The sequence below is a fragment of the Bradyrhizobium sp. NC92 genome (assembly GCF_025200865.1).
Lineage (GTDB): Bacteria > Pseudomonadota > Alphaproteobacteria > Rhizobiales > Xanthobacteraceae > Bradyrhizobium.
The window spans coordinates 5320860-5341752 of record NZ_CP104171.1 but is presented as its reverse complement, the minus strand read 5'-3'; the positions used below and the strand labels follow the sequence as shown (position 1 = coordinate 5341752).

At 65.4% G+C, this 20893-nt stretch carries 22 protein-coding genes; 13 read left to right on the top strand and 9 right to left on the bottom strand.

Features of this window, described 5'->3' with window-relative positions; all coding sequences use genetic code 11:
- The first annotated feature begins 241 nt into the window (after positions 1-241).
- A complete protein-coding gene (locus N2602_RS25210) occupies positions 242-1135 on the top strand; it encodes a hypothetical protein (protein WP_172783112.1) in 894 nt (297 codons plus the stop codon).
- A 163-nt stretch (positions 1136-1298) separates the two neighbouring features.
- On the opposite strand, the gene N2602_RS25205 is transcribed toward N2602_RS25210, so the two are convergent.
- A complete protein-coding gene (locus tag N2602_RS25205) occupies positions 1299-1754 on the bottom strand; it encodes an iron-sulfur cluster assembly scaffold protein (RefSeq protein ID WP_172783113.1) in 456 nt (151 codons plus the stop codon).
- A 252-nt stretch (positions 1755-2006) separates the two neighbouring features.
- Here N2602_RS25205 and folE point away from each other — a divergent pair, with 252 nt between their 5' ends.
- From folE to N2602_RS25185, 4 genes are all read left to right on the top strand, one after another.
- Positions 2007-2687 (top strand): GTP cyclohydrolase I FolE, encoded by a 681-nt coding sequence (gene folE / locus N2602_RS25200; RefSeq protein WP_172783114.1) that lies wholly within the window; start codon positions 2007-2009, stop codon positions 2685-2687.
- A gap of 26 nt (positions 2688-2713) precedes the next feature.
- Positions 2714-3136 carry a phosphoribosyl-AMP cyclohydrolase gene (hisI, locus tag N2602_RS25195; RefSeq protein ID WP_260379776.1) on the top strand — a complete coding sequence of 141 codons (423 nt, stop codon included), beginning with the start codon at positions 2714-2716 and terminating at the stop codon, positions 3134-3136.
- A gap of 159 nt (positions 3137-3295) precedes the next feature.
- Positions 3296-4315, top strand: coding sequence for a lytic transglycosylase domain-containing protein (locus N2602_RS25190; protein WP_260379775.1), 1020 nt, complete (start codon positions 3296-3298; stop codon positions 4313-4315).
- Positions 4316-4602: 287 nt separating this feature from the next.
- Positions 4603-5778, top strand: coding sequence for a DUF2336 domain-containing protein (locus N2602_RS25185; RefSeq protein ID WP_212260313.1), 1176 nt, complete (start codon positions 4603-4605; stop codon positions 5776-5778).
- A gap of 112 nt (positions 5779-5890) precedes the next feature.
- On the opposite strand, the gene N2602_RS25180 is transcribed toward N2602_RS25185, so the two are convergent.
- From N2602_RS25180 to N2602_RS25165, 4 genes are all read right to left on the bottom strand, one after another.
- Entirely contained in the window at positions 5891-6469 is a 579-nt protein-coding gene (locus N2602_RS25180) for an Hpt domain-containing protein (RefSeq protein WP_172783118.1), read from the bottom strand.
- A 28-nt stretch (positions 6470-6497) separates the two neighbouring features.
- Positions 6498-7043, bottom strand: a complete 546-nt coding sequence (locus tag N2602_RS25175) for a response regulator (protein ID WP_008549760.1) — start codon at positions 7041-7043, stop codon at positions 6498-6500.
- A 96-nt stretch (positions 7044-7139) separates the two neighbouring features.
- The gene (locus tag N2602_RS25170) at positions 7140-7919 is read right to left on the bottom strand and encodes an NAD kinase (protein WP_036010536.1); all 780 of its coding nucleotides are present in this window, start codon (positions 7917-7919) and stop codon (positions 7140-7142) included.
- A 161-nt stretch (positions 7920-8080) separates the two neighbouring features.
- A complete protein-coding gene (locus N2602_RS25165; RefSeq protein ID WP_260379774.1) occupies positions 8081-10048 on the bottom strand; it encodes an autotransporter domain-containing protein in 1968 nt (655 codons plus the stop codon).
- Between the two features lie 383 nt (positions 10049-10431).
- On the opposite strand from N2602_RS25165, the gene N2602_RS25160 reads away from it, so the two are divergent.
- From N2602_RS25160 to N2602_RS25150, 3 genes are all read left to right on the top strand, one after another.
- Entirely contained in the window at positions 10432-12912 is a 2481-nt protein-coding gene (locus N2602_RS25160) for a caspase family protein (RefSeq protein WP_246708696.1), read from the top strand.
- Between the two features lie 59 nt (positions 12913-12971).
- Positions 12972-13226 (top strand): hypothetical protein, encoded by a 255-nt coding sequence (locus tag N2602_RS25155; RefSeq protein WP_172783120.1) that lies wholly within the window; start codon positions 12972-12974, stop codon positions 13224-13226.
- A 97-nt stretch (positions 13227-13323) separates the two neighbouring features.
- Positions 13324-14877 carry a S10 family peptidase gene (locus N2602_RS25150; protein WP_373569535.1) on the top strand — a complete coding sequence of 518 codons (1554 nt, stop codon included), beginning with the start codon at positions 13324-13326 and terminating at the stop codon, positions 14875-14877.
- Here the strand turns inward: N2602_RS25150 and N2602_RS25145 are convergent.
- A complete protein-coding gene (locus tag N2602_RS25145; RefSeq protein WP_260379773.1) occupies positions 14867-16252 on the bottom strand; it encodes a serine hydrolase in 1386 nt (461 codons plus the stop codon). The two genes, N2602_RS25150 and N2602_RS25145, sit on opposite strands and share 11 nt — an antisense overlap.
- Positions 16253-16358: 106 nt before the next feature.
- Positions 16359-16901: a lipopolysaccharide assembly protein LapB gene (locus tag N2602_RS25140; protein WP_260379772.1), complete on the bottom strand. Its 543-nt coding sequence runs from the start codon at positions 16899-16901 to the stop codon at positions 16359-16361.
- A gap of 249 nt (positions 16902-17150) precedes the next feature.
- Here N2602_RS25140 and N2602_RS25135 point away from each other — a divergent pair, with 249 nt between their 5' ends.
- The 4 genes from N2602_RS25135 (at position 17151) to N2602_RS38805 (ending at position 19679) form a co-directional block, all read left to right on the top strand.
- Positions 17151-17549, top strand: coding sequence for a His-rich protein BRANT (locus N2602_RS25135; protein WP_260379771.1), 399 nt, complete (start codon positions 17151-17153; stop codon positions 17547-17549).
- A gap of 231 nt (positions 17550-17780) precedes the next feature.
- A complete protein-coding gene (locus N2602_RS25130; protein ID WP_260383712.1) occupies positions 17781-18176 on the top strand; it encodes a hypothetical protein in 396 nt (131 codons plus the stop codon).
- Between the two features lie 286 nt (positions 18177-18462).
- Positions 18463-19170, top strand: coding sequence for an outer membrane protein (locus N2602_RS25125; RefSeq protein ID WP_260379770.1), 708 nt, complete (start codon positions 18463-18465; stop codon positions 19168-19170).
- A 266-nt stretch (positions 19171-19436) separates the two neighbouring features.
- Complete coding sequence (locus N2602_RS38805) at positions 19437-19679, top strand: DUF6719 family protein (protein ID WP_172783126.1); 243 nt, start codon at positions 19437-19439, stop codon at positions 19677-19679.
- Between the two features lie 27 nt (positions 19680-19706).
- Here N2602_RS38805 and N2602_RS25115 read toward each other — a convergent pair whose 3' ends face one another.
- Complete coding sequence (locus N2602_RS25115; RefSeq protein ID WP_172783127.1) at positions 19707-19961, bottom strand: hypothetical protein; 255 nt, start codon at positions 19959-19961, stop codon at positions 19707-19709.
- 299 nt (positions 19962-20260) lie between these two features.
- Complete coding sequence (locus tag N2602_RS25110) at positions 20261-20626, bottom strand: hypothetical protein (RefSeq protein ID WP_172783128.1); 366 nt, start codon at positions 20624-20626, stop codon at positions 20261-20263.
- 100 nt (positions 20627-20726) lie between these two features.
- On the opposite strand from N2602_RS25110, the gene N2602_RS25105 reads away from it, so the two are divergent.
- Complete coding sequence (locus N2602_RS25105) at positions 20727-20891, top strand: hypothetical protein (protein ID WP_260379769.1); 165 nt, start codon at positions 20727-20729, stop codon at positions 20889-20891.
- Positions 20892-20893: the final 2 nt, after the last annotated feature.

Below are 20893 nucleotides of genomic sequence, written 5' to 3'. Positions count from 1 at the left end.
AATGTTGAGCGAGGTGTTGCCCGGTTCCGGCGCAGGGAACTGTAAGCTGTTGTTTCCACGCCATATTTTGCATGCTTTTTGGGAGCAGTGCAGCAAGTATCTGTGGACGATCTGTATTCGCCCGGATACCATTTTTATGACGGCCGTGTGTAGAAACATACGCCTGTATGATGGACTCAGATAGCGCTACCGGGGATTGTTTGGGGACCTTGTGGCATTGGGGCTTGGGGAAGGAACCAGATTGAGACTTCTGAACTCCCTTAATCTTCGCGGCTGGTTGCTGGTGGGAACAGCCGTATGTGGAGTCGCGCTGGCTGGCGCCGTCGCAACATTCGGATCGTCGGCCCGCGCCGGCGTTGCCCTCGAAGAGCGCAAGCTGCCGATGAAGTTCAGCTGGGTCGCCTGTGAGCCGAACTGCCGCGGCTGGGTCAGCGCAGTCGGCATCATCACGGCCGATACGCCCAAAGAATTCGAAGAGTTTTCGCGCGGCCGGCAGCTCGGCGGCGCCACTGTGGTGCTCGATTCCAGCGGCGGTTCCGTCAATGACGCGATCACGCTCGGCCGGCGCTTCCGTAACCTCGGGCTTTTGACCACGGTCGGCGTAAGCCTCCGTGGGGGCCCATCGACGCGCCCGGCGGTCGCGCCGGAAGCCTATTGCGAATCCATGTGCGTGTTCCTGCTGCTGGCCGGCAAGAAGCGCTACGTGCCGGAAGCTGCCCATGTCCGGGTTCACCAGATCTGGATGGGCGACCGCGCCGACGATGCCAAGGCGGCGAGCTACAGCGCGCAGGACCTGATGATCGTAGAGCGCGACATCGGCCGCCTCGCCAAGTACACCTTCGACATGGGCGGGGCAGGCGACCTGCTGTCGCTTGCGCTCAGCGTCCCGCCCTGGGAGGACCTGCACGAGCTTGACGCCGGCGAACTCAAGCTCACCAATCTGGTCACGACCGATCTCGTGGCTGACGTGCTCCCGCACGTGGACATCTCGGCGCCGGCAATGGCGGAGCTTGCAGCGAAGACGCAGGCCAGGTTCGGCGCGGAACCGGAGCAGGCTTCCAAGTCGACCAAGACGGCGGAGGCCGTGGTGCCGACCGGTAGCGTTGCCACGCCGGCTGCGGCGACGCAGAAGTAAGCTCTTTAAATCCTGGCAGTCATTCCGGGGCGCGCCTCAGCGCGAACCATGGTGCGCAAGTGCGCACCTGGGGTGCGCAAGTACGCACCTGAGGATTTCGCGCTGCAATCTCGGGATTCCGGGTTCGATGCTGCGCATCACCCCGGAATGACGGAGAGGGGCTTCAGCCCTGCGCTGCGGCCGGCTGCTTGGTTCTGGCCTCGATCTGGCCTATGGCATCAACCACGGCATCGAAGGTGAGAAGCGTCGAGGCATGGCGCGCCTTGTAGTCGCGGACCGGCTCGAGGAACTTGATCTCCTCCCATTTGCCTTGAGGAGGCGCGCCGTTCTCCTTCAGCATCTTGCGAACGGTTTCGCGTAACTCACGGAGTTCGCTCGCAGTCGAGCCGACCACGTGACTTGCCATGATGGATGAAGAGGCCTGGCCCAAGGCGCAGGCCTTCACGTCATGGGCGAAGTCGGTGACGGTGTCCCCGTCCATCTTGAGATCGACCTTCACCGTCGAGCCGCACAGCTTGGAGTGGGCGGTCGCGCTGGCATCGGGGGCCGACAGCCGCCCGAGGCGCGGAATATTCCCGGCCAGCTCGATGATCCGCTTGTTATAAATGTCGTTCAGCATGTGATGGAGTCCAACACGTCCACACCCGCGTCCGGGCCGGATCGGCCTTGGCGGGCGCCGCCCACGGTCCTATATAGGGGCGGAACTGGTGGAAAAACAGTCCAGCGGTGCGTCGCCTGCGATCCAGATCTGCACTATCGACGTTGTGACCAAAGGGCCTTTTCGCCAAAACTGTTCTCTTCAGGCGTCTGGCGGCTTGCCGCCCCGTCTGCCGGTGACACTCCGGCCACAAGGCCGTCGAACGGAGTAGACATGGACGCCACAATCAAGCCGATCCGCCCCAACAAGCAGCCCGAGAGCCGCCCGGCCGAGCTTGATCCTGCCGAATTCCTCGCGGCCGCCGTCCGCGCCGACCAGCCGCGCCCTGCGCGCGCCGAGGCGGAAGCGGCGGTGAAGACGCTGCTCGCCTATATCGGCGAGAACACCGAGCGCGAGGGCCTGCTCGACACACCGCGTCGCGTCGTCGAGGCTTTCGACGAGCTGTATCAGGGCTACCACCAGTGCCCGGCCGAGGTGCTCGACCGCACCTTCGGCGAGACCGCAGGCTATGACGATTTCGTCCTGGTGCGCGACATCGAGTTCACCTCGCAATGCGAGCATCACATGATGCCGTTCTACGGCAAGGCGCACATCGCCTATACGCCGGTGGAGCGCGTCGTCGGCCTGTCCAAGCTTGCCCGCCTGACCGACATCTTCGCCCGCCGGCTCCAGACCCAGGAGCACCTCACCGCGCAGATCGCCGCCGCGATCGACGAGGTGCTCAAGCCGCGCGGTGTTGCGGTGCTGATCGAGGCCGAGCATACCTGCATGTCGGTGCGCGGCGTCGCCAAGCACGGCGCCTCCACCTTCACCAGCCGCTTCACCGGCATGTTCCGCGACAATCCGGCGGAGCAGGCCCGTTTCCTGTCCCTGGTGCGAGGCACGACGCGCTGACCTCGCGAAAACCGGCGAGAGTTGCTGTGTCCGCTCACTCCCATGAGATCGAGGAGGGCCTCGCCTTCCTGCCCAGGTTCGATGCCGCTGGCCTCGTGACGGTCGTCGCCACCGACGCCGCTACCGGCGACGTACTCATGGTCGCGCACATGAACGAGGAGGCGCTGCGCAAGACGATTGCGACCGGCGAGGCCTGGTACTTCAGCCGCTCGCGCAATGCCTTGTGGCGAAAAGGTGAGACGTCGGGTCAGACCCAGCGCGTGGTCGAGATGCGCACCGATTGCGATCAGGATGCGGTCTGGATCCGCGTCGAGCAGATCGGCGCGGCCTGCCACACCGGCCGGCGGTCGTGCTTCTACCGCAAGGTCGAGGCCGAGGGCGGAGGAGCGAAGCTGGTCTTCACCGACGCCGAGCGGCTGTTCGATCCAGACGCGGTCTATAAGAAATAGCTCGCTGTCATTCCGGGGCGCACCGAAGGTGCGAGCCCGGAATCCATTCAGCCGACGAGAGGCGCCTTAACCCCGCATTAACCATACCTGTCCCACGGTGATACGACGGGCGCCGAATTGCCGGCGTCGCTCAACGCCGCGCGGGGCGGGCACTTCATCATGTCGATCGACAATTTCAGTGCCACGCAGACGGCCGGCCTTGATCCGTCGCGGGCGCGTGTCGCCGGTGCGATCAAGCAGGCCTCGAACATCAGTGGCGTCAGCTTCCAATACATGCTGACCACGGCCAAGATGGAATCGGATTTCGATCCGACGGCCGGTGCCACCACCTCGTCCGCGCACGGGCTCTACCAGTTCATCGACCAGACCTGGCTCGGCACGGTGAAGGAGGCGGGCGCCCAGCTCGGCTATGGCAGCTACGCCGACGCCATCACCAGGACGTCGTCGGGCACCTACAGCGTCGATGATCCCGTCAAGAAGCGGTCGATCATGAAGCTGCGCGACGACCCCGAAGCCGCTTCCGCCATGGCGGCGGCGCTGACGCAGTCGAACAGCTTCAAGCTCACCGGTCTGCTCGGCCGCAGGCCGAGCGACAGCGAGCTCTACATGGCGCATTTCATGGGCGTCGGCGGCGCCGCAAAGCTGATCGCCAACGCCGAGGACAATCCGCAAGCGGTCGGGGCGCGGCTGTTTCCCAACGCGGCGGCCGCCAACCGCCCGATCTTCTACGCCAAGGACGGCCGCGCCCGCAGCGTTTCCGAAGTCTATTCGGTCCTGGACGCCCGCTATGCCGGCGCCGCGAATTCGAAAGTCACGCGCAGTGCGATGGCGATGTATGGCGGCACGCCGTCGACCACGCAGGTAGCGAGTGCCAATACAGTCGTGCCCACTGCACCTGTCATGGACAACGCCGCCTATCTCCAGACCTTCCCGAATACCCGCACAGTGACGCCCGTCAGCGCGACGTCGTCGACACAGGTCGCGGACAATGCGGCGAGTACGCCGGTGTTTCGTTCGATCTATCAGCCCGGCGATGCCACGCAGCCGGTCTCGACCACGGTGCAGAAACTCTGGGGCAACAATGCCTCGCTGACCTCGGTCGCCTCAGTGACGCCGGACGTGCGGCCGCCGCAGCCGCTCGATCTCTTCAGCGATCGCAGCGGGACGTTCTCGAGCTAGCCGAGATCGCATGTCCCGGATGCGCTGCAGCGTGAAACGCTGCGCAGAGCCGGGACCCATGCTGCAGCAACGATACTTCGAGGCCTGGGCCCCGGCTCTGCAGCGCATCGCCTGACGAGGCGCTGCGCTGCGTCCGGGGCACACAGCTGAGGCGGCTTGTTCCCTTAACAAATCATCAATAAAACCAGCCAGTTATGGTGAACGCTTTGTTAAGCGTCGTGGTTTATTTTGTGTTGCAGGTGACGAGCCGTCACCGTTTTTCGTTTGTTGTGTAAGCCGGAAGCAGCATGATTGTTCGGCAGTTCATCAATTGGATCAGGACGGCGCCCGCAGGCGAGCGGGCCGAGGCAACACGGGCGCTGGCCCGGGCCTGGCTGATCTCGGACCTTTCTGCAGACGACCGCACCGCCGCCGAAGGCGCGCTTTTGATGCTGCTGGACGATCCCTCGCCGCTGGTACGGCAGGCGATGGCCGAAGCCTTTGCCCGCAGCCTCGACGCGCCGGCCGCAATCGTGCGGGCGCTGTCGGCCGATCAGCCGACGGTCGCGCTGCCGGTGCTCGAACATTCCCCGCTCTTGATCGACGCCGATCTCGTCGACATCGTCGCGACCGGCAGCGAGGAGGTGCAGTGCGCGGTGGCCCGGCGCATCGCATTGCCGGTCTCGGTGTGCGCCGCGATCGCCGAAGTCGGCTGCGCGGCTGCCGCGCTGGAGCTGATCGAAAATCCGCATGCCGAGCTCGCCCCGTTCTCCTGGGACCGGATCGTCGAGCGCCACGGCCATCTCGCAGCCATCCGCGAGGCGATGCTGGTGCTGGAGGATCTGCCGGCCGCAACGCGTGCGGCGCTGGTGGCAAAGCTCTCCGAGACGCTGGCCCAATTCGTCGTGGCGCGGAACTGGCTGAGCGCCGACCGCGCCGACCGCATCACCGTCGAAGCGCGCGACCGCTCCACCATGAACATTGCGGCGCGCTCGCGCGGCGATGACATGCAGGGCCTGGTCCGGCACTTGCGCATCACCGGCCAGCTGACCGCGGGCCTGATCCTGCGCGCACTGCTGTCGGGCAATCTGGGCTTGTTCGACGCCGCACTCGCCGAGCTCGCCGACCTGCCGCTGGCGCGCGTCTCGGCGCTGCTGCACGACCGCGGCGGCAACAGCGTGCACGCGCTGCTCCGTCGCGCCGGGCTTCCGGAGGCGACGTTTGCGGCGTTCCAGGTCGCGCTCGATGCCTGCCACGAGCAGGGCTTCGTCGACAGCGACGATGGCGCGGTGCGGCTGCGCCGGCGCATGGTCGAACGCGTGCTGACCCATTGCGAGTCCGATCGCGGCGCCACCGAGCCCCTGATGGTCCTGCTGCGCCGCTTCGCAACCGAGTCCGCGCGCGAAGAGGCGCGGCTGTTCTGCGAGGAGATTGTCGCGGATGATGTGATCGATCCGGTCTACGACGATCTGATCGCGGCGTAGATGGATCCGCAAATTCCGTCATTGCGAGCGCAGCGAAGCAATCCAGACTGTTTCCGCGGAGGGATTCTGGATTGCTTCGCTGCGCTCGCAATGACGAGGAGTGAGTGAAGCCTTACTCCACGGGCGCGATGCTCGGCGCCAGGATCACTTCGAGATGCTCGGGGCGGTCGCGGTTGACGTGGGCAAGATAATCGTCCGCGACCTTGCGCAGGCGGCGGCTGAGCTCGGCTGAGACGCTGATCCTGTCGAGCCTCGTGTTCTCGTGCACGATGGCGAGAATGGCGTTGATGTGGTGCGTGAACAGCTCGGCCGGCACCTTGTCCAGATCAGGCGCGTGCTCGATGACGCGGCACAGGCTTTCGGCGATGCCCGCTGCCGAAGGAAAGCCGAACGTCGCCGCATCGCCCTTGATGTCGTGTGCGGCGTGAAACAGCTCGTCGCGCAGTTTCTTCGTGAAGCCGTCCTTCTGCACGGCCGTCCAGGCGGCGGACAGTCTCTGGACCTCGATCGCCATCCAGTCCTTGAACTCGCCGGAGAGGCTCGCGAGCGCCTGCTCGGCGCGGGCGATCGGGTCGTCCATGTCCTTGTCTTCGACACGGCGCAGGACCTTGCGCAGCGGATTCGGCTGCGTGATGACCTGGTGCGTGGCGAAGGCCTTGACCTCGATGTCCTTTGCGCTGTTCTTCGCCATGATGCCTGCCTCGTCTGAAGAGGTTGCGCTAGATGGAGGAGCGGGCCTTGTCGAGCAGCGAGGGCTGCTGCAGCACCTCGTGCTTTTCGCCTACGCGGCGCTCCGGGCCCATATAGGCGGAGTTGGTGTTGCGGCGCCGGTCGGGGCCGAAATAGGTCTTGGTCTTGATGAAGGGGCGGGGATTGGCGACGACGTTGAGGATGCGCTGATAGAGCCCCTTGGCCGAGATCGGCTTGGCCAGAAATTCCGTGACGCCGGCATCGCGGGCGACCGTGACGCGGCGCTTCTCCGAATGGCCGGTCAGCATGATGATCGGTGCGTAAGGATTGCCCTTGGATTCCGGCTGGCGGATCATCTGCGCGAGCTCGAGCCCGTCGAAGATCGGCATGGCCCAGTCCGTGATGACGATGTCGGGCACGTAATGGCTGTACATTTCGAGCGCCGTGGCACCGTCCTCGGCCTCGTAGACCTCGCGCGCGCCGAACGAATGCAGCAGCGTCCGCAGGATGCGGCGCATATGCGGATTGTCGTCGCAGACGAGGAAGCGCAGCTTGTTGAAGTCGATACGGAACATGACGCCCGGGCCAAAAGCGGGTCAACCTTCGTTAACCATATCGTGGCGTGGGTTAACGAAGGGTTGCCGGCAGGCGGGCGGCAGGAGGCAGGAGGCTCAGTAGCCGAACTGCTCCCGCAGGATGCGCTCTTCCAGGCTGTGGCCGGGGTCGAACAGCATCCGCATGGAGATGCTCTTGTCCGAAAGCACCTCGACTCGCCGGACCCTGCGCACCTCCTCGTGGTCGGCGACGGCGGCGACGGGGCGCTTGTCATCTTCCAGCACCTCGATCACGACATAGGCGGTATTGGGCAGGAGGGCGCCGCGCCAGCGCCGCGGCCGGAAGGCGCTGATTGGCGTCAGTGCCAGCAGGGCGGCGTTGATTGGGAGGATGGGGCCCTGCGCCGACAGATTGTAGGCAGTCGAGCCTGCCGGCGTCGCCACGATGATGCCATCGGCGATCAGCTCCGGCATGCGCTCGCGCTCGTCGATCAGGATCCGCAAGCGCGCCGCCTGGGAGGTCTGGCGAAACAGGTAGACCTCGTTAATGGCGTGGTGCAGGTGGACGCGGTCGTTCACGTCGGTCGCGCGCATCAAGAGCGGATTGATCTCGGACTCATGCGCAGTCTCGAGCCGTTGGCGCAGATCATGCGTCGAGTACTCGTTCATCAGGAAGCCGACCGTGCCGCGGTGCATGCCGTAGATCGGCTTTCCCGTGCGCATGTGGTGGTGCAGCGTCTGCAGCATCAGGCCGTCGCCGCCGAGCGCGACGACCACGTCGGCCTCGTCGGGATCGCAATTGCCATAGTCCCTGGTCAGCTGGCCAAAGGCGGCCTGCGCCTCGTTGCTCGGGCTGGCGACGAAGGCGATCCGGTCGTATCTCGCGGGCTTGGTCATGGCATCTCGGCAGGGCCGCTGGCTCGAGGAAGGTTCCGCCGGGCTCGTCTATACGAGGTGGGCCTGCATTGTCGAGGATGACCCGTTGCAAAGCAACCGGGCGGCCAGTTGAGCGGCCGCCCGGTTCAATTCAGGGTAAAGACAGGGTCGATTGCCGCGGATCAATATTTTGCGATGACGGCGCCCGGGGTGAAGCGATAGTTCACGCCGATCTTGACCTGGGACAGGCTGCCACTGTCGCGCATCGTGGTGACGCCGTCGCTCATCAGCGACGTCCGGCTGCCGAGATCGATATAGTCGTACTCGGCCTTTGCCGACCAGTTCTTGCCAAGGTCGAACTCGGTGCCGTAGCCGATCAGCCAGCCGCTGCGATAGCCGCTGCTGCTGAAGCCGTCGGTGGCCCCGCCGAACTGGTTGACGCAGGGACCGAGCTGGAAGACGCCGACGACGGCGCCGTTGAGCGGGCCGAACACGCAATTGACGTTGGTGCGGTCCTGAGCCCAGGCGCCGCCGGCCTTTGCGTAGATCAGGGTGCGGTTCCAGGAATAGCCGACGCGGCCGGACAGGGTCGCGATCCAGTCCGACGAGTTCTGGCAATTGAGCAGCAACGCGAGGTTCTGGACCGTGGTGCAGGTGCGCGATCCGCGCAAATTCGTCGCCGCGATGTCGCCCTCGATGCCGAGCACCCAGTTGCTGGGCATCTGGTAATTATAGCCGGCCTGGAGGCCGCCGAGGCCGCCGAACACGCGCGGATTGTTGCCGTCGATCGGATCGCCGGCAAAGCGGATGTCCGTCTTGCCGTATTCGACACCGAGCGAGCCGCCGACATAGACGCCGGTCCAGTTGGTCGGCGCAATGACGGTGCCTGCCGCCTTGGCCGGGGCCTTCAGCGGCATGATCGAGGCGATCTGTTCCGGCGTGAACTGGTAGCGAAGGCCGGCATTGGCGGTCCAGCCGTCGATGTTTTCGCCGTTGCGATAGTCACCGCGGACGAAGCCGAGCCAGCCGGTGTTGGCGAGCTGGCCGGCAACACCGAGCGAGTACTGACCGTAGGTGCCGACCCGGCTCGTGCTGGTGTTCTGCGAAATCGCGATCGGGATGACGCCGAACACGCTGGCGTTCAGGCTGTTGACCGACGAGGTCACGTCGCCGGCGAACTCGTGGAAGACGCTGACCGAGGCGAAGGGCTGCAGGATCAGGTTGCCTGAGGTGATCGTCGTGCCGCCACGCAGGGTGAGGCGCCCGATCTTGCTCTCGATTGGCGAAGTGGTCACGGTCGAGACGATGCCTTGCGAGACGGCGCCGCCGCTCAAGGTGTAGTCGTCGACATTGGTCCGCGACCAGGTGAAGCCCGCGGACGGCTCGATGAACCAATTGTTGGCCAAGGCGAAGTTGTAGCCGACCGAGGCCGACACGGAGGTGCCGCGCGCGCCGATCTGCTGGTTGAACAGCCCGACGCCGACATTGGTCAGGTCGGCGCGGTAAAACTCTTCGCGCACCATGATGTCCGCGAAGAAGCGGCCGTAAGTTGCGACGACATAGGCGCCGAGGAAAGGAACCTCGAAATTCGTGCTGCCACCCGCGTTGTCGGTGGCCTTGGACGACAGATAGCCGGCGGTGGTGCCGACGTGAACGTTCCAGCCGCGCCAGTTAAGGCGAGAGATGTCCTGGCCGACCTGAACACCCCCGAAGCTCTGATGAACCGAGCCGGCGCAGTTGAAGTTCGATGCAGCACCGAGCACCGGATTGAAGATGCCGGCGTTGACCGTGCCGGTCGAGGTGGAGGTGAACTTGTTGGTGACCTCGCCGCCGACTCCGCGGATCCAGATCCCCCCACCGGGCTGCTCGGGCTTCGGATCGGCGGGCGCCGAGACGAATGCGCTGCCTTGCTGCGTGAGGAATGCGGTGTTGGTGGTGCCGAGCGCACCGGCGACTGACCCGGAGGCCGCGCCTGTCGCCGCCGAGATCGCCGCGAGTTGTGCCCCGAAGAATCCCGCACCAGCGCCTGTGACGGCACCGGTGCATTGCGCGAAGGCTGCCGACGAGCTCAGCGAAAGCGCGACCACGGCACCGGACAAGAGCTTCGTGCTGCTGATCCGCCCGGTCAGCGCGAGCACAAACTGCCTCATTCCCAGCCCCCAACAATTCAAAAATCAAGGAATCAACAGACGCAGCAACACTCGGAAACAAAGCTAAAGGAGCCACGCTTGCACCGGAAGCGTAGCGGCGCGCATTCGACGTGATCGGCGGCGATTTCCAATCGGCTGTACCGGAGCCGCCACATGTGGCGGGATGTCGCAGGTCTGACCACGCAGGCTGTGATGGTCATCACGCAGGGACCAAGATGCTCCGAATACCTTTTGTGAGCAGCCGCTCCGGCGCATTGATCGCGGCGGTCTGCGGCGATAAAACATGAATAGATTTAGCGATTTTCGGGCCAGCGCGTGAATGCCGAGTCCCTTGCAGGGGATCAGGATCGGCGCATTAGCGCACGCTCGGCATGGATTTTATGATGCTCCGGCGTCTGATCGCAGCGATGGCGATGATCGGCGGGACCCTCCTGGCCGTGGTCCTGGCGAGCGATTGCGCGTTCGCCGAGCGGCGCGTGGCGCTGGTGGTCGGCAACTCCCTCTATCAATCCGTGCCGCAACTGCCCAATCCATCGCGCGATGCCGTCTCGGTCGCGCAGATGTTTCGCGATGCCGGCTTCGACACCGTCGAGACGCTGAACAATGTCGGCAACCTCGAGTTCAAGCGCGGGATCCGCAAGTTCGAGACGACGGCGGACCAGGCCGACATCGCGGTCGTCTATTATGCCGGACATGGGCTCGAGATCGGCGGCACCAATTATCTCATCCCGGTTGATGCGAGGCTGGCTTCCGACCGCGACGCCGACGACGAGGCCATCCCGCTGGAGCGGCTTGTCTCCTCGGCGGATGGCGCAAGGCGGCTTCGTCTGATCATTCTCGATGCTTGCCGCGACAATCCGTTCGTCGGCACGATGAAGCGCGAGCGGCGCAACCTTCCGACCCGCGCGGTCAGCGGCGGTCTCGGCAAGGTCGAGCCCACAATGACCGACACGTTGATCGCCTACGCGGCGAAGGCCGGCTCGACGGCGGATGATGGCGATGGCGATCACAGTCCGTTCACCACGTCGATCCTCAAGAATCTTCCCGTCCCTGGTCTCGACATTCGCCTTGCCTTCGGCCGCGTCAGGGATGAAGTCTTGAAGGCGACGGCCAATCGCCAGGAGCCGTATGTTTACGGCGCGCTCGGCGGCGGCACGATCTCGCTGGTACCGGCGCCGGCCGTGCCGCGCGAGGCGCCGGTCAGTGACGTCAAGGCGGATTACGACCTGGTGCAGAAGATCGGCACGCGGCGGGCATGGGAGGTCTTCCTCGCGACCCATCCGACCGGCTTCTATGCCGAGCTGGCGCGGGCGCAGATCGAGGCATTGGCGAGCCAGCCGCAAGCGCCGCCGTCCAATATCCAGGTTGCCGCCTATCCACAGTCGGCGCCGCCAAGCCGCGATGCGCCGCCCACCCGCGAACAGATCGAGTGGGACAAGATCAAGGACAGCGTCGACATCCCCGTGCTGCAGCGTTTCATCAGGCGTTTTCCCGACGCGCCGCTCGCGATCACCGCGCAGCAGCGCGTCGATCTGTTGAAACAGGCGATCCAGGAACGCGAGGACAAGGCGCGCGCCGAACGCGAGGCGGCGCGCCAGGCAGCCGAGGAGGCCAAGCGCAAGGCGGACGCGGAGAAGGCCGAACTCGCCGCACAGAAGAAGCGCGAGGACGACGAGCGCCGCGCCCGCGAGGCCGAGGCGGCCGAGAAGGCGAGGGCGGCTGCGGCCGCCGCTGCCGCAGAGAAGAAGCGCCAGGACGATGAACGCCGCGCCGCTGCGGCCGAAGCCGAGCGCCTTGCCAAAGCGGCCGAAGCCGAACGCAAGGCGCAGGAAGCCAGGCAGAAAGCCGAGCAGGCCGAGCGCGACCGGCTTGCGGCGGAGGCTGCTGCAGCAAAGGCCGCCGCGGAGAAGCAGGCACGCGATGCGGAGGATGCGCGCAAGAAGGCCGAGATCGCCGCCGCCAAGGAGGCCAGCGCAGCCGAGAAGAAGCGTCTCGAGGACGAACGCCGCGCCGCAGCTGCCGAAGCCGAGCGCCTCGCCAAGGCGGCCGAGGCCGAGCGCAAGGCGCAGGAGGCCAGGCAGAAGGCGGAGCAGGCCGAGCGCGATCGTGCGGCAGCCGCGGCTGCTGCCGCGAAGGCGGCGGCCGAGAAGCAGGCGAGGGAGGCCGAGGAGGCGCGCAAGGCGGCCGAACTCGCCGCGTCCAGGGAAGTCGCCTGTAAAGAACAGCAGGGCAAGCTCGATGCGATCATCGCCAAGGGCAGCGAAGGCACGGGCATCGACGACCTCAAGGCATTCTCCAGAACGGTCGCCTGCGACCGGCTCGGGCCGCTCGTCGTCGCCGCGATCGATCGTTTCAATGCGGAGGCCGCCAAGCGGGCGGCGACCCTGCCGAACTCGCCGCAGCTCGTCACCTCGGCGCAGACCGAGCTGGTCCGGCTGGGTTGCCTGACCGGCAAGCCCGACGGCAAGCTGAGCGAGCCGACCAAGGCCGCGCTCGTCCGCTATTTCAGCATCGGTGGGCAGCCGACCGAGGCCGACAAGGTCAGCGTGACTCATGATCTCGTCGGGGAGCTCGCCAAGCGCGCCACGCGCGTCTGCCCGATCCAGTGCAAGGGCGACGAAACGCTGAAGGGCGACCTCTGCGTTGCCAATGAGAAACCGGCGCCGGCGGCGACCGCCTCGCGCAAGAACGAGGACGAGGACAAGCCGCGCCGCAAGCAGACGAGCCGCGAAGCCGACCGCGAGCCGGTCAGGCGTGCGAGGCCCGAGAATGATGCGCCGCGTGCCCGGCAGCAGGCTGTCGCACGTCCGAGCATCGTGAGTGGCGGCGGCGGTCATAGCACCATGATCGGCGTCGGGTTCTGAAACGATCGGCGGCCGGCGGCGTTAGCTGGCTGGTGTTGGGGTGAGGGACGGAGCGGGACATGAATCGGTTTCATTCGCTGACGCTTGCTGCGGCCGCCTCGGCGGCGGTCACGATGTCAGCGGCAGCGCCTGCTGCTGCTGATCAAGGCGAAGGACGCATCGCCAGGCCCATCACATCGGGGCATCGGGCCTTGCATGCCGGTCGGCCGGCGATCGTGCGCGTCCGCCCACCGACCCGTGTTGCTTCGATGCCCATGGATTCCTCCTGCCGCGGATGTCGCGATTTCGTGTTGATACTCGGCATCGGCTTTTAGGGCTCCGATCCCCCAAAGCGTCGCAATTGCCGGCTAGGGTCTCGCGTGCGATCGAGGCTGCGGTGAGCGCCGCCGAACAGGGAGAGCTGTCATGGTGATGCGTCGATCGGCGCTGCGTCGCGTAGGTCTGGCACTCGCTTTGTTCGTGCTCGCAGGCTTTGCGCATGCGGATGAACCGCAACCGCGCTCCGAAGCGGCCGCGCCGGCCGGACAGAAGGGTGGGCGCGGCGGCGGCGCGCAAAACGCGGCGCAGACGTCGTCGTCCGCGGCCGAGCCGCACCGTCTGCCGCCGGATTCGACCACGAAGCAGACGCTCGATCTGCCCGGCCGGACGCTGAATTTCACGGCCACCGCCGGCTCGATCCGCGTATTCGACGGCAAGGGCGAGCCGCTGGCCGACATCGCCGTCACATCCTATGAGCTCGACGGTGCCGATCGCGCCACGCGTCCGGTGACGTTCCTGTTCAACGGCGGACCTGGAGCCTCCTCGGCCTGGCTTCAGTTCGGCGCGGCCGGGCCGTGGCGCTTGCCGCTCGACGGCGAGGCGCTGTCGCCGTCAGCGTCGCCCGAGGTGAAGCCGAACGCGGAGACCTGGCTCGACTTCACCGATCTCGTCTTCGTCGACCCCGTCAGCACCGGCTACAGCCGCTTCGTGGCAAGCGGCGAGGACGCGCGGAAGTCGTTCTACTCCGTCGACGGCGACGTCAATTCGATCGCGCTCGTGATCCGCCGCTGGCTCGAAAGGCACGAGCGGCTGACCTCGCCGAAATACGTCGCCGGCGAAAGCTATGGCGGCATTCGCGGGCCGAAGGTCGTGCGCCAGTTGCAGCTCCAGCACGGCGTCGGCGTCAGGGGCTTGATCCTGGTCTCGCCGCTCTTGGACTTCCGCGAGTTCACCGGAACGAGCCTCCTGCAATATGTCGCGACACTGCCGAGCTATGTGGCGGTGGCGCGCGAAGCCAAAGGCCCGGTCAAGCGCGCCGACCTCGCCGACGTCGAGGCTTACGCGCGCGGTGAGTTTCTTGCCGACCTCGTCAAGGGCGAGGCGGACAAGGAGGCCACCAATCGTCTGGCCGACAAGGTCGCCGAGCTCACGGGCATCGACCAGGCGGTGAGCCGCCGCCTCGCCGGCCGCTTCGACGTCGGCGAATTCCGCCGCGAATTCGACCGCAAGAACGGCAAGGTGACCGGACGCTACGACGCCTCGGTGCGCGGCTTCGATCCCTATCCGGATTCCAGCAGCTCGCGCTTCGGCGATCCCTCCGGCGATGCGCTCCAGGCGCCGCTGACGAGCGCCGCGGTCGACGTGCTCTCGCGCAAGCTCAACTGGCGGCCCGACGGCTCCTATGAAGTCCTGAACGGCGCCGTCGAAGGTCATTGGGATTTCGGCCGTGGCATCAACCCGCCGCAATCGGTGTCCGAGCTGCGCCAGATCCTCGCCACCGATGCCAAGCTGAACGTGCTGGTCGCGCATGGCCTGTTCGACCTTGCCACGCCCTATTTCGGAACGAAGCGGGTGCTCGACCAGCTGCCGGCCTTCGCGACGCAGCGGGTGAAGTTCGTGGTCTATCCCGGCGGCCACATGTTCTATTCGCGCGACGGCTCACGGCAGGCGCTTCGCAGCGAGGTCGAGGCGCTCATCAGGGAGTAGGCCGGCGCTTGCGGGGCGGATACCGGCGCGCGATCTCGCGTGCGACGACTTTTTCCGGCTTCACGTTCGCGCCGGCGATCCAGATGTCGCTGATCTTGCCGCGCTTGTCGCGGATCCGGCGCACCGGCTCGCCATGGCTGGAATACCCGGCAGCCCAGGCGAGCTTGCCCGTGTCGCGGCCGGTCACCTCGATCTCGGCGGCATCCATGAACGGGTTGTTGAACTGCGGGTTGGCGACGAGCACGCGGTTGCCCGCCGGGACGAGATCGGTCGCGCCCCATATCGTCCACCAGCGCCCGGTCCAGTCGCGCACGCGACGATCAGCCGCGCCGCGGGTCTGGAAGATGCGCAAGATCTGCATCGCGCCGTCCATCCAGAATGGCGCCGCGCCGTCGATCGAGTTGCTGAGGATGCTGATCGAAAGCTCGCAAGCGGGAATGGAGCAGGTGCGCGAGATATAGCCCTGAAAACCGCCGCCATGGCCGAACCAGTCCCAACCATCGGTCTTGCCGGCATTGACGCCCAAGCCATAATAGGCCTCGAAGCTCTGCGGGATGCGCCAATGGTTTCGCGTCATCTCGCGGCGGCTCGCAGCCGACAGCACGCTCTTCTTCGCATTGGGTGCCAATTGCGCGAAGAAGCGGGCGGTGTCGGCGGCGGTGGCGACGAAGCCTGCGGCAGATGCCATCGCATGTGCGGGATTGTCGCCCGGGATCACGCAGCGCTCTCCAAATGGCACCTTTCGCGTGTGGCCGCGCGCGAACGCTGCGCCCTTGGGAAGCGGTGCGTCCGGCTCCGTCTCGCGCAGGCCGGCCGGCGCAATGATCTCGCGCTTGATCCAGACGGAGTAGGGCTCCTTCGCAATCGTCTCGATCACGAGGCCGAGCAGGCCAAAGCCGTGATTGGAATATTTGAAGCGCGTGCCGGGCTCGATCGCGGTCGGCAGCTTCAATTCCGTAAGCAACTCCCTCGCGTCGAGATAGGGGCGGCTGTCGATGAACTGGCCGGAATCGGCGCCGTCGCGCGTCAGGCCCGCGCTGTGCGACAGCACTTGCGCGATCGTGGTCTCGGCGACGCGCGGATGGAGGCCGCCGATATATTGGCCGACATTGTCATCGAGCCGGAGCTGGCGCTGCTCGCGCAGCTTCATGATGCCGGCCGAGGTGAAGCTCTTGGAGTGCGAGGCGATGCGGAAGCGATGACGCGGGGTGAGCTTCTCGCCGGTGTCGAGATTGGCGAGGCCGAACGCATGCTCGGCGACGATCTCGCCGCGATGGGCGAAGGCCACGATGACGCCCGGCTGCTGGATCGTCGTCAGCTGGTAGTCGATCCAGGAGCCGATGTAGTCGATCGCGGATCGCAGCCACGTGTCCATTGCGCTACCGGTTTGCGAGGAAGGTTGGTGCGCGAGGCTAGCCGAAAACGCAGAACGGGCACAACCCTGAGGTTGTGCCCGTCCGCTTCGTTCAAAGATGCAATGATCAGTAGACGAGTGTCGCGCCGGTCGGCTTGTCGAGCGCTTCGGCCAGCGAGCGATACTCCGCGCTGCCGGTGCCGGCGAGCGAGGCGATCTTGCCTAGGTGATATTGCGCCTGCTCGCGGTTGCCCTGCTCGAGCTGCCACAGGCCGTAATATTGCCAGGTGCGGACGTGGTTCGGATCGTCCTTCAGCGCCAGCTCGTAATAGACCTTCGACGATTGGTAGTCGCCGAGCTTGCGGTAGGAGTAACCGATCAGGTTGGCGACATCGGCGACGTCGTCACGCCGCAGCGACTTCAGCTGGTCGATTGCGCCCGTGTAATCGTGCTTGTCGTAGATCGCTGCGTAGGCGGTGCGATAGGCCGCGAGGAACTTGGGGTCGCTAACGGAAGAGCTCTTCTTCTTGCCCTTCTTGGTCGAGGAGTCCGAGCTCGGCGGCGACGAAGGGGAGTCGCCGGCCGCGGCATACGCATTGGACAGCACCGGCGCGGCCGCGAGCGTCACGGCGACGAGTCCAGGCACAACGAGCGTTGAGAGTTTGCGCATTCAAGTTCTCCGGTATGGAACGTGGCGATCCTACACGATTGCCCGAAGACCGGAACACCTCTCGGGCAAAAACATTCCCGCTTCGCACGATCTATTCGCCCGGCCGCGGATGACAAACTTGTCATCGAGATGAACGGAAGCCTGCTGAGGGCTTCAGACTGGGTTCAGTGCCCCCGCCTAGGCTCCCACCCACGATCGATGGGTAGGCGAGAGGGCGCCGCCTGAAGATCCTTCCAAGAGGAGACCACCATGTTGAAGACCATTTCTGCAGTCTTGCTCGCAACGTCCGTGATCGCAGCCCCGGCCTTCGCTGCCGAGGCCGGCAAGACCACCACGACCGCCCCGGTGATCAAGGCCGACCAGAGCCAGACCAAGGCGGCGACCACCGCCGCGAAACCGGAAGCCGGCATCAAGGCCGACGCCAAAACGACCGACACCAAGACGGACGTGAAGACGACGGACGTGAAGGCTCCCGAAGCCAAGGTGGATGGCAAGTCGAAGGCGCTGAACGCGAACGCCGCGGTCACCGCCGACGAGCACAAGACCGTGCGCAAGCATCGCCATCACCACAAGCAGGTCACGGCCAAGGACGCGCAGAAGGCGCAGCCGGATGTCACCAAGCCCGCGACGTCAGACAAGCGCAACTGACGACTGATCCCGCGCGGCGGCATCCCTGGCATTGCCCCGCCGCCGCGCGCGGACGTCAGGCCTGGCCCGTTGCCACGCCTCGTGCGCAAGCGCGAGGCGTCGGCGGCCGGCCGGTGCGCTGTTTGCGCCTCTGCAAGCGAATTCCCTTCATGCAGGTCAGGGGCTAGAACGTCTCCTGATCTGTTCGAGCGGAGAGCGGGGCCTGTGGGGCGATTGGCGAGATGTGCGGTGATCCTGGCGTTGCCGCTGGCGCTTGCGGCATGTTTCGGCAGCGACGGTGACCGTCCGACTTTCATGGGTGGGACCCAGGCCGGCGGGCCGCAGCCGTTTCCCGAGAATTTCCGAAGCGACACCGTGGCGTTGATGCGGGCCTACCTCAACAATCCGGTCGGCGTGCGCAACGCCGGCATGGCCGAGCCGGTACAGCGCGAGGTCGGCGGCCGGCAGTTCTATGTGAGCTGCCTGCACTTCATCCCGCGCGAGACCGATGGCAGCTACAAGGGCGTGCGCGAGCGGGCCGTGATCTTCGTCAACGGCCGTGCGGATCGCGTGGTGGACCAGACCGGCGATCTCTGCGCCGGTGCGGTTTACGCACCCTTTCCGGAACTGGAAAAGATGACGCGGTAGCGCAAAGCCCGCCTTCATCGCCCGGTGTTAGACAGAAGCAGCCGGAGCCGCTGGATCACATTTCGGCGAGCTTTGAACGGGGTGGTTTCGACTTGCGACAAATCGTAACGGCGAGCCTTGCGCGAGCGACAAAAACAGCCGGTGCAGCGCGACGCGACGGAACAAAATCGCGTTGTTGCCGACCCGTCACAGTCACGAACGATCAACGTTCCGGCATTGCCGCGAAGCAACCCAATTCACGCCACGTTGTTTCCCGAGTGTCGTTAATGAAAGAACGGGGATGATCATGAAATCGATCTTGCTGGGGGCAGCAGCTCTGCTTGCGCTGGCGGCGCCAGCCGCAGCCGCAGACGTGCAGCCGCGCACCTACACCAAGGCGCCGGCCTATACGCCGCCGCAGGTGATCTACAACTGGACCGGTTTCTACATCGGCGGCCATGTCGGCGGCGCGTTTGCCGGCGACAACAGCTTCCGCTCGAGCGACGCCCGCTTCGTGGGCGGCGTGCAGGGCGGCTTCGACTACCAGTTCGCGCCCAACTGGGTGGTGGGTATCGAGGCCCAGTATTCCTGGCTGCCAACCAACAACAACGGCGTTACCTTCCCGCTGGGCACCCAGGTGACCTCCAACACCGACCAGATCGGGTCGGTGACCGGTCGCGTCGGCTACACCTGGGGACCGACGCTGCTTTATGCCAAGGGCGGTTATGCCTGGCGGAATAACGGCCTTGGCGTGAACATCGCCGGGGTGCCGCAGGCCTTCACCACCACCGGCAACAACAAGGACGGCTATACCGTCGGCGCCGGCCTCGAATACATGTTCGCGCCGAACTGGTCGGCCAAGGCCGAGTACCAGTATTACAATTTCGGCAGCACCACCTTCACCTCCGGCCCGGCCGACATTGTCGGCGTTCGTGGTCGGGAGGATGAGCATACCGTCAAGGCCGGTGTGAATTACCGCTTTGGCTGGGGCGGCCCGGCCGCCTCGCGGTACTGACGGTCAGCGCCGATCCAAGACCTGAACATCCAAGACCTGACAAAGGCCGGCTCCGCCGGCCTTTCGTTTGCCGATCTGCGTCCCGGCAGCGCCTTCATTTGCATTCCGTGAACCATCTGGCGCGTCATTTGCTTGCAAACGATGCTGGCGCGCATTCTCACGCGCGTCATGCGGCCGGTGTAAAGCAAAAATAATTTTTGCGATTTACGGAACTCGCGCTCCGGAACGCGTTATATGACAATTACCGGGCTGGTGGGACGACGGACATGCGTATCTTGGTGTCGGCAGTGGCGCTCTCGTGCTTCTCTTGCCTGCCGTGCTCTGCACAGACAATCCTCAAATCCGAGCCTCTGATGTTGGCACCGTATGAGGTGGCCTTCGTCAAGGACGCCTCCTGTCCGTCCGGCAAGGTGCTGAAGGTCACGGGCGCCATCCGCGGGCTGCACCGCCGCAAGGCCTGCGTGCCGATGCCGGGCGAGCAGGCCTCGCTTGCGGCCGCCACCCCCTGAGCTTTCGCTCCGGCTCCGTGCCGGAGCTCAGGAATTCAGCTCGAGCTCCATCCTCGACTGCCGATCGGCCTCCGCCTTGTTCTTTGCGGGGTCCTCGCCCTGGGCCGCCTGGCAGGGCTCGATCTTGTAGTCGTTGTCGAGCACCCGGCGCGGTCCCGGCCGCTCCTCGTCCGCCGTCACGTCCACGACGAGACCACTTCGCTCGGCGAGCTTCCAGACGTCGGCCTCGCTCGGATAGGCCTTGCTGATCTGGGCGTCGTTGCAGAACAGGGCGTAGGGCATGCATCCCGACTCCAGGAAAGCCCGTTAACGAGCTCACGGGGTGAGGGGTTCCGGCCATCGGGCCGATCACGGGGCCGTGATCGTGGCGGGCGGTCCCTGAGTCCTTAACGAGTCCTGAATCCCGGAAAAAAGAATCCCTGGGACTCGTCGGCCGGAATCAGCGGATGTTTTCGGCCATGACGAGCGACCTGAAGACATCCTGCGGGCACATGCTCTTGCCGCTCACGCTGGCGCTGTTCGGCGCCTGCGCGGCCAATCTCTGGCTGGCCTGGTCCTGGCTGTAGGTCCCTGGGCGGGCCTTATTTTTCGGCCGGTGGGCCGGAGGCGTCGCGGATGGCGGCACGCAATTTGGTCAGGGTCGCCGCACAATATTCCTCACGTTCGCGCTCGAAACGTTCCTGGTGCTTGCGGAAATTGGCGATGCGGGCCTGCATCTCGCTGCGGAAATCGCCGCTGGTCCGCGGCAGCAGAGGCGCGGGCCGCGGCGGAAGGGAGGCTTGCGGCGGCTCGACCTCGACCGCCTCCACGGTGACGATCTCCACTGCAACGGCGGGGCCAGATGCAGGCGTCTCCGGCTGAAGGACGTCATCCTTCCTGCTGGTCACCGATTGGACGAACGCCAGTGTCTGCGCGATCAGTGCGTCGCGCTCCCTGATCCATTTCATGATCCACCTCAGCCGCGCGCATTCCAGCAAAGCGGCTGCTTCGAATCAAGGCAGTTTGCAGGGGATTGCATAATTTTCCCGGTGGTCCGACACTGGGCAGATGGATGCATCGAAAGAACGCCCGAACGCGGCGGAGGGCCTGAGGCTCATCCGCGCGTTCCTGACGCTCCCGCCCGACAAGCGGGCGGAGGTGATCGAGTTTGTCGAGGAATTGGCACGTGTTCACGGCCGGCCCGAGGAGGGCGCGAAGGCTTCGCCGAGGTGAGC

Excerpts from the sequence above, each read along its gene's own strand:
- N2602_RS25115 (WP_172783127.1), bottom strand. The coding sequence starts at position 19,961 with ATGCCCTACGCCCTGTTCTGCAACGACGCCCAGATCAGCAAGGCCTAT.
- N2602_RS25185 (WP_212260313.1), top strand. The coding sequence starts at position 4,603 with ATGATTGTTCGGCAGTTCATCAATTGGATCAGGACGGCGCCCGCAGGC.
- N2602_RS25105 (WP_260379769.1), top strand. The coding sequence starts at position 20,727 with ATGGATGCATCGAAAGAACGCCCGAACGCGGCGGAGGGCCTGAGGCTC.
- N2602_RS25125 (WP_260379770.1), top strand. The coding sequence starts at position 18,463 with ATGAAATCGATCTTGCTGGGGGCAGCAGCTCTGCTTGCGCTGGCGGCG.
- N2602_RS25160 (WP_246708696.1), top strand. The coding sequence starts at position 10,432 with ATGCTCCGGCGTCTGATCGCAGCGATGGCGATGATCGGCGGGACCCTC.
- N2602_RS25110 (WP_172783128.1), bottom strand. The coding sequence starts at position 20,626 with ATGAAATGGATCAGGGAGCGCGACGCACTGATCGCGCAGACACTGGCG.
- N2602_RS25180 (WP_172783118.1), bottom strand. The coding sequence starts at position 6,469 with ATGGCGAAGAACAGCGCAAAGGACATCGAGGTCAAGGCCTTCGCCACG.
- N2602_RS25190 (WP_260379775.1), top strand. The coding sequence starts at position 3,296 with ATGTCGATCGACAATTTCAGTGCCACGCAGACGGCCGGCCTTGATCCG.
- folE (WP_172783114.1), top strand. The coding sequence starts at position 2,007 with ATGGACGCCACAATCAAGCCGATCCGCCCCAACAAGCAGCCCGAGAGC.
- N2602_RS25145 (WP_260379773.1), bottom strand. The coding sequence starts at position 16,252 with ATGGACACGTGGCTGCGATCCGCGATCGACTACATCGGCTCCTGGATC.
- N2602_RS38805 (WP_172783126.1), top strand. The coding sequence starts at position 19,437 with ATGCGTATCTTGGTGTCGGCAGTGGCGCTCTCGTGCTTCTCTTGCCTG.
- N2602_RS25140 (WP_260379772.1), bottom strand. The coding sequence starts at position 16,901 with ATGCGCAAACTCTCAACGCTCGTTGTGCCTGGACTCGTCGCCGTGACG.
- N2602_RS25135 (WP_260379771.1), top strand. The coding sequence starts at position 17,151 with ATGTTGAAGACCATTTCTGCAGTCTTGCTCGCAACGTCCGTGATCGCA.
- N2602_RS25170 (WP_036010536.1), bottom strand. The coding sequence starts at position 7,919 with ATGACCAAGCCCGCGAGATACGACCGGATCGCCTTCGTCGCCAGCCCG.
- N2602_RS25205 (WP_172783113.1), bottom strand. The coding sequence starts at position 1,754 with ATGCTGAACGACATTTATAACAAGCGGATCATCGAGCTGGCCGGGAAT.
- N2602_RS25150 (WP_373569535.1), top strand. The coding sequence starts at position 13,324 with ATGCGTCGATCGGCGCTGCGTCGCGTAGGTCTGGCACTCGCTTTGTTC.
- N2602_RS25155 (WP_172783120.1), top strand. The coding sequence starts at position 12,972 with ATGAATCGGTTTCATTCGCTGACGCTTGCTGCGGCCGCCTCGGCGGCG.
- N2602_RS25165 (WP_260379774.1), bottom strand. The coding sequence starts at position 10,048 with ATGAGGCAGTTTGTGCTCGCGCTGACCGGGCGGATCAGCAGCACGAAG.
- N2602_RS25175 (WP_008549760.1), bottom strand. The coding sequence starts at position 7,043 with ATGTTCCGTATCGACTTCAACAAGCTGCGCTTCCTCGTCTGCGACGAC.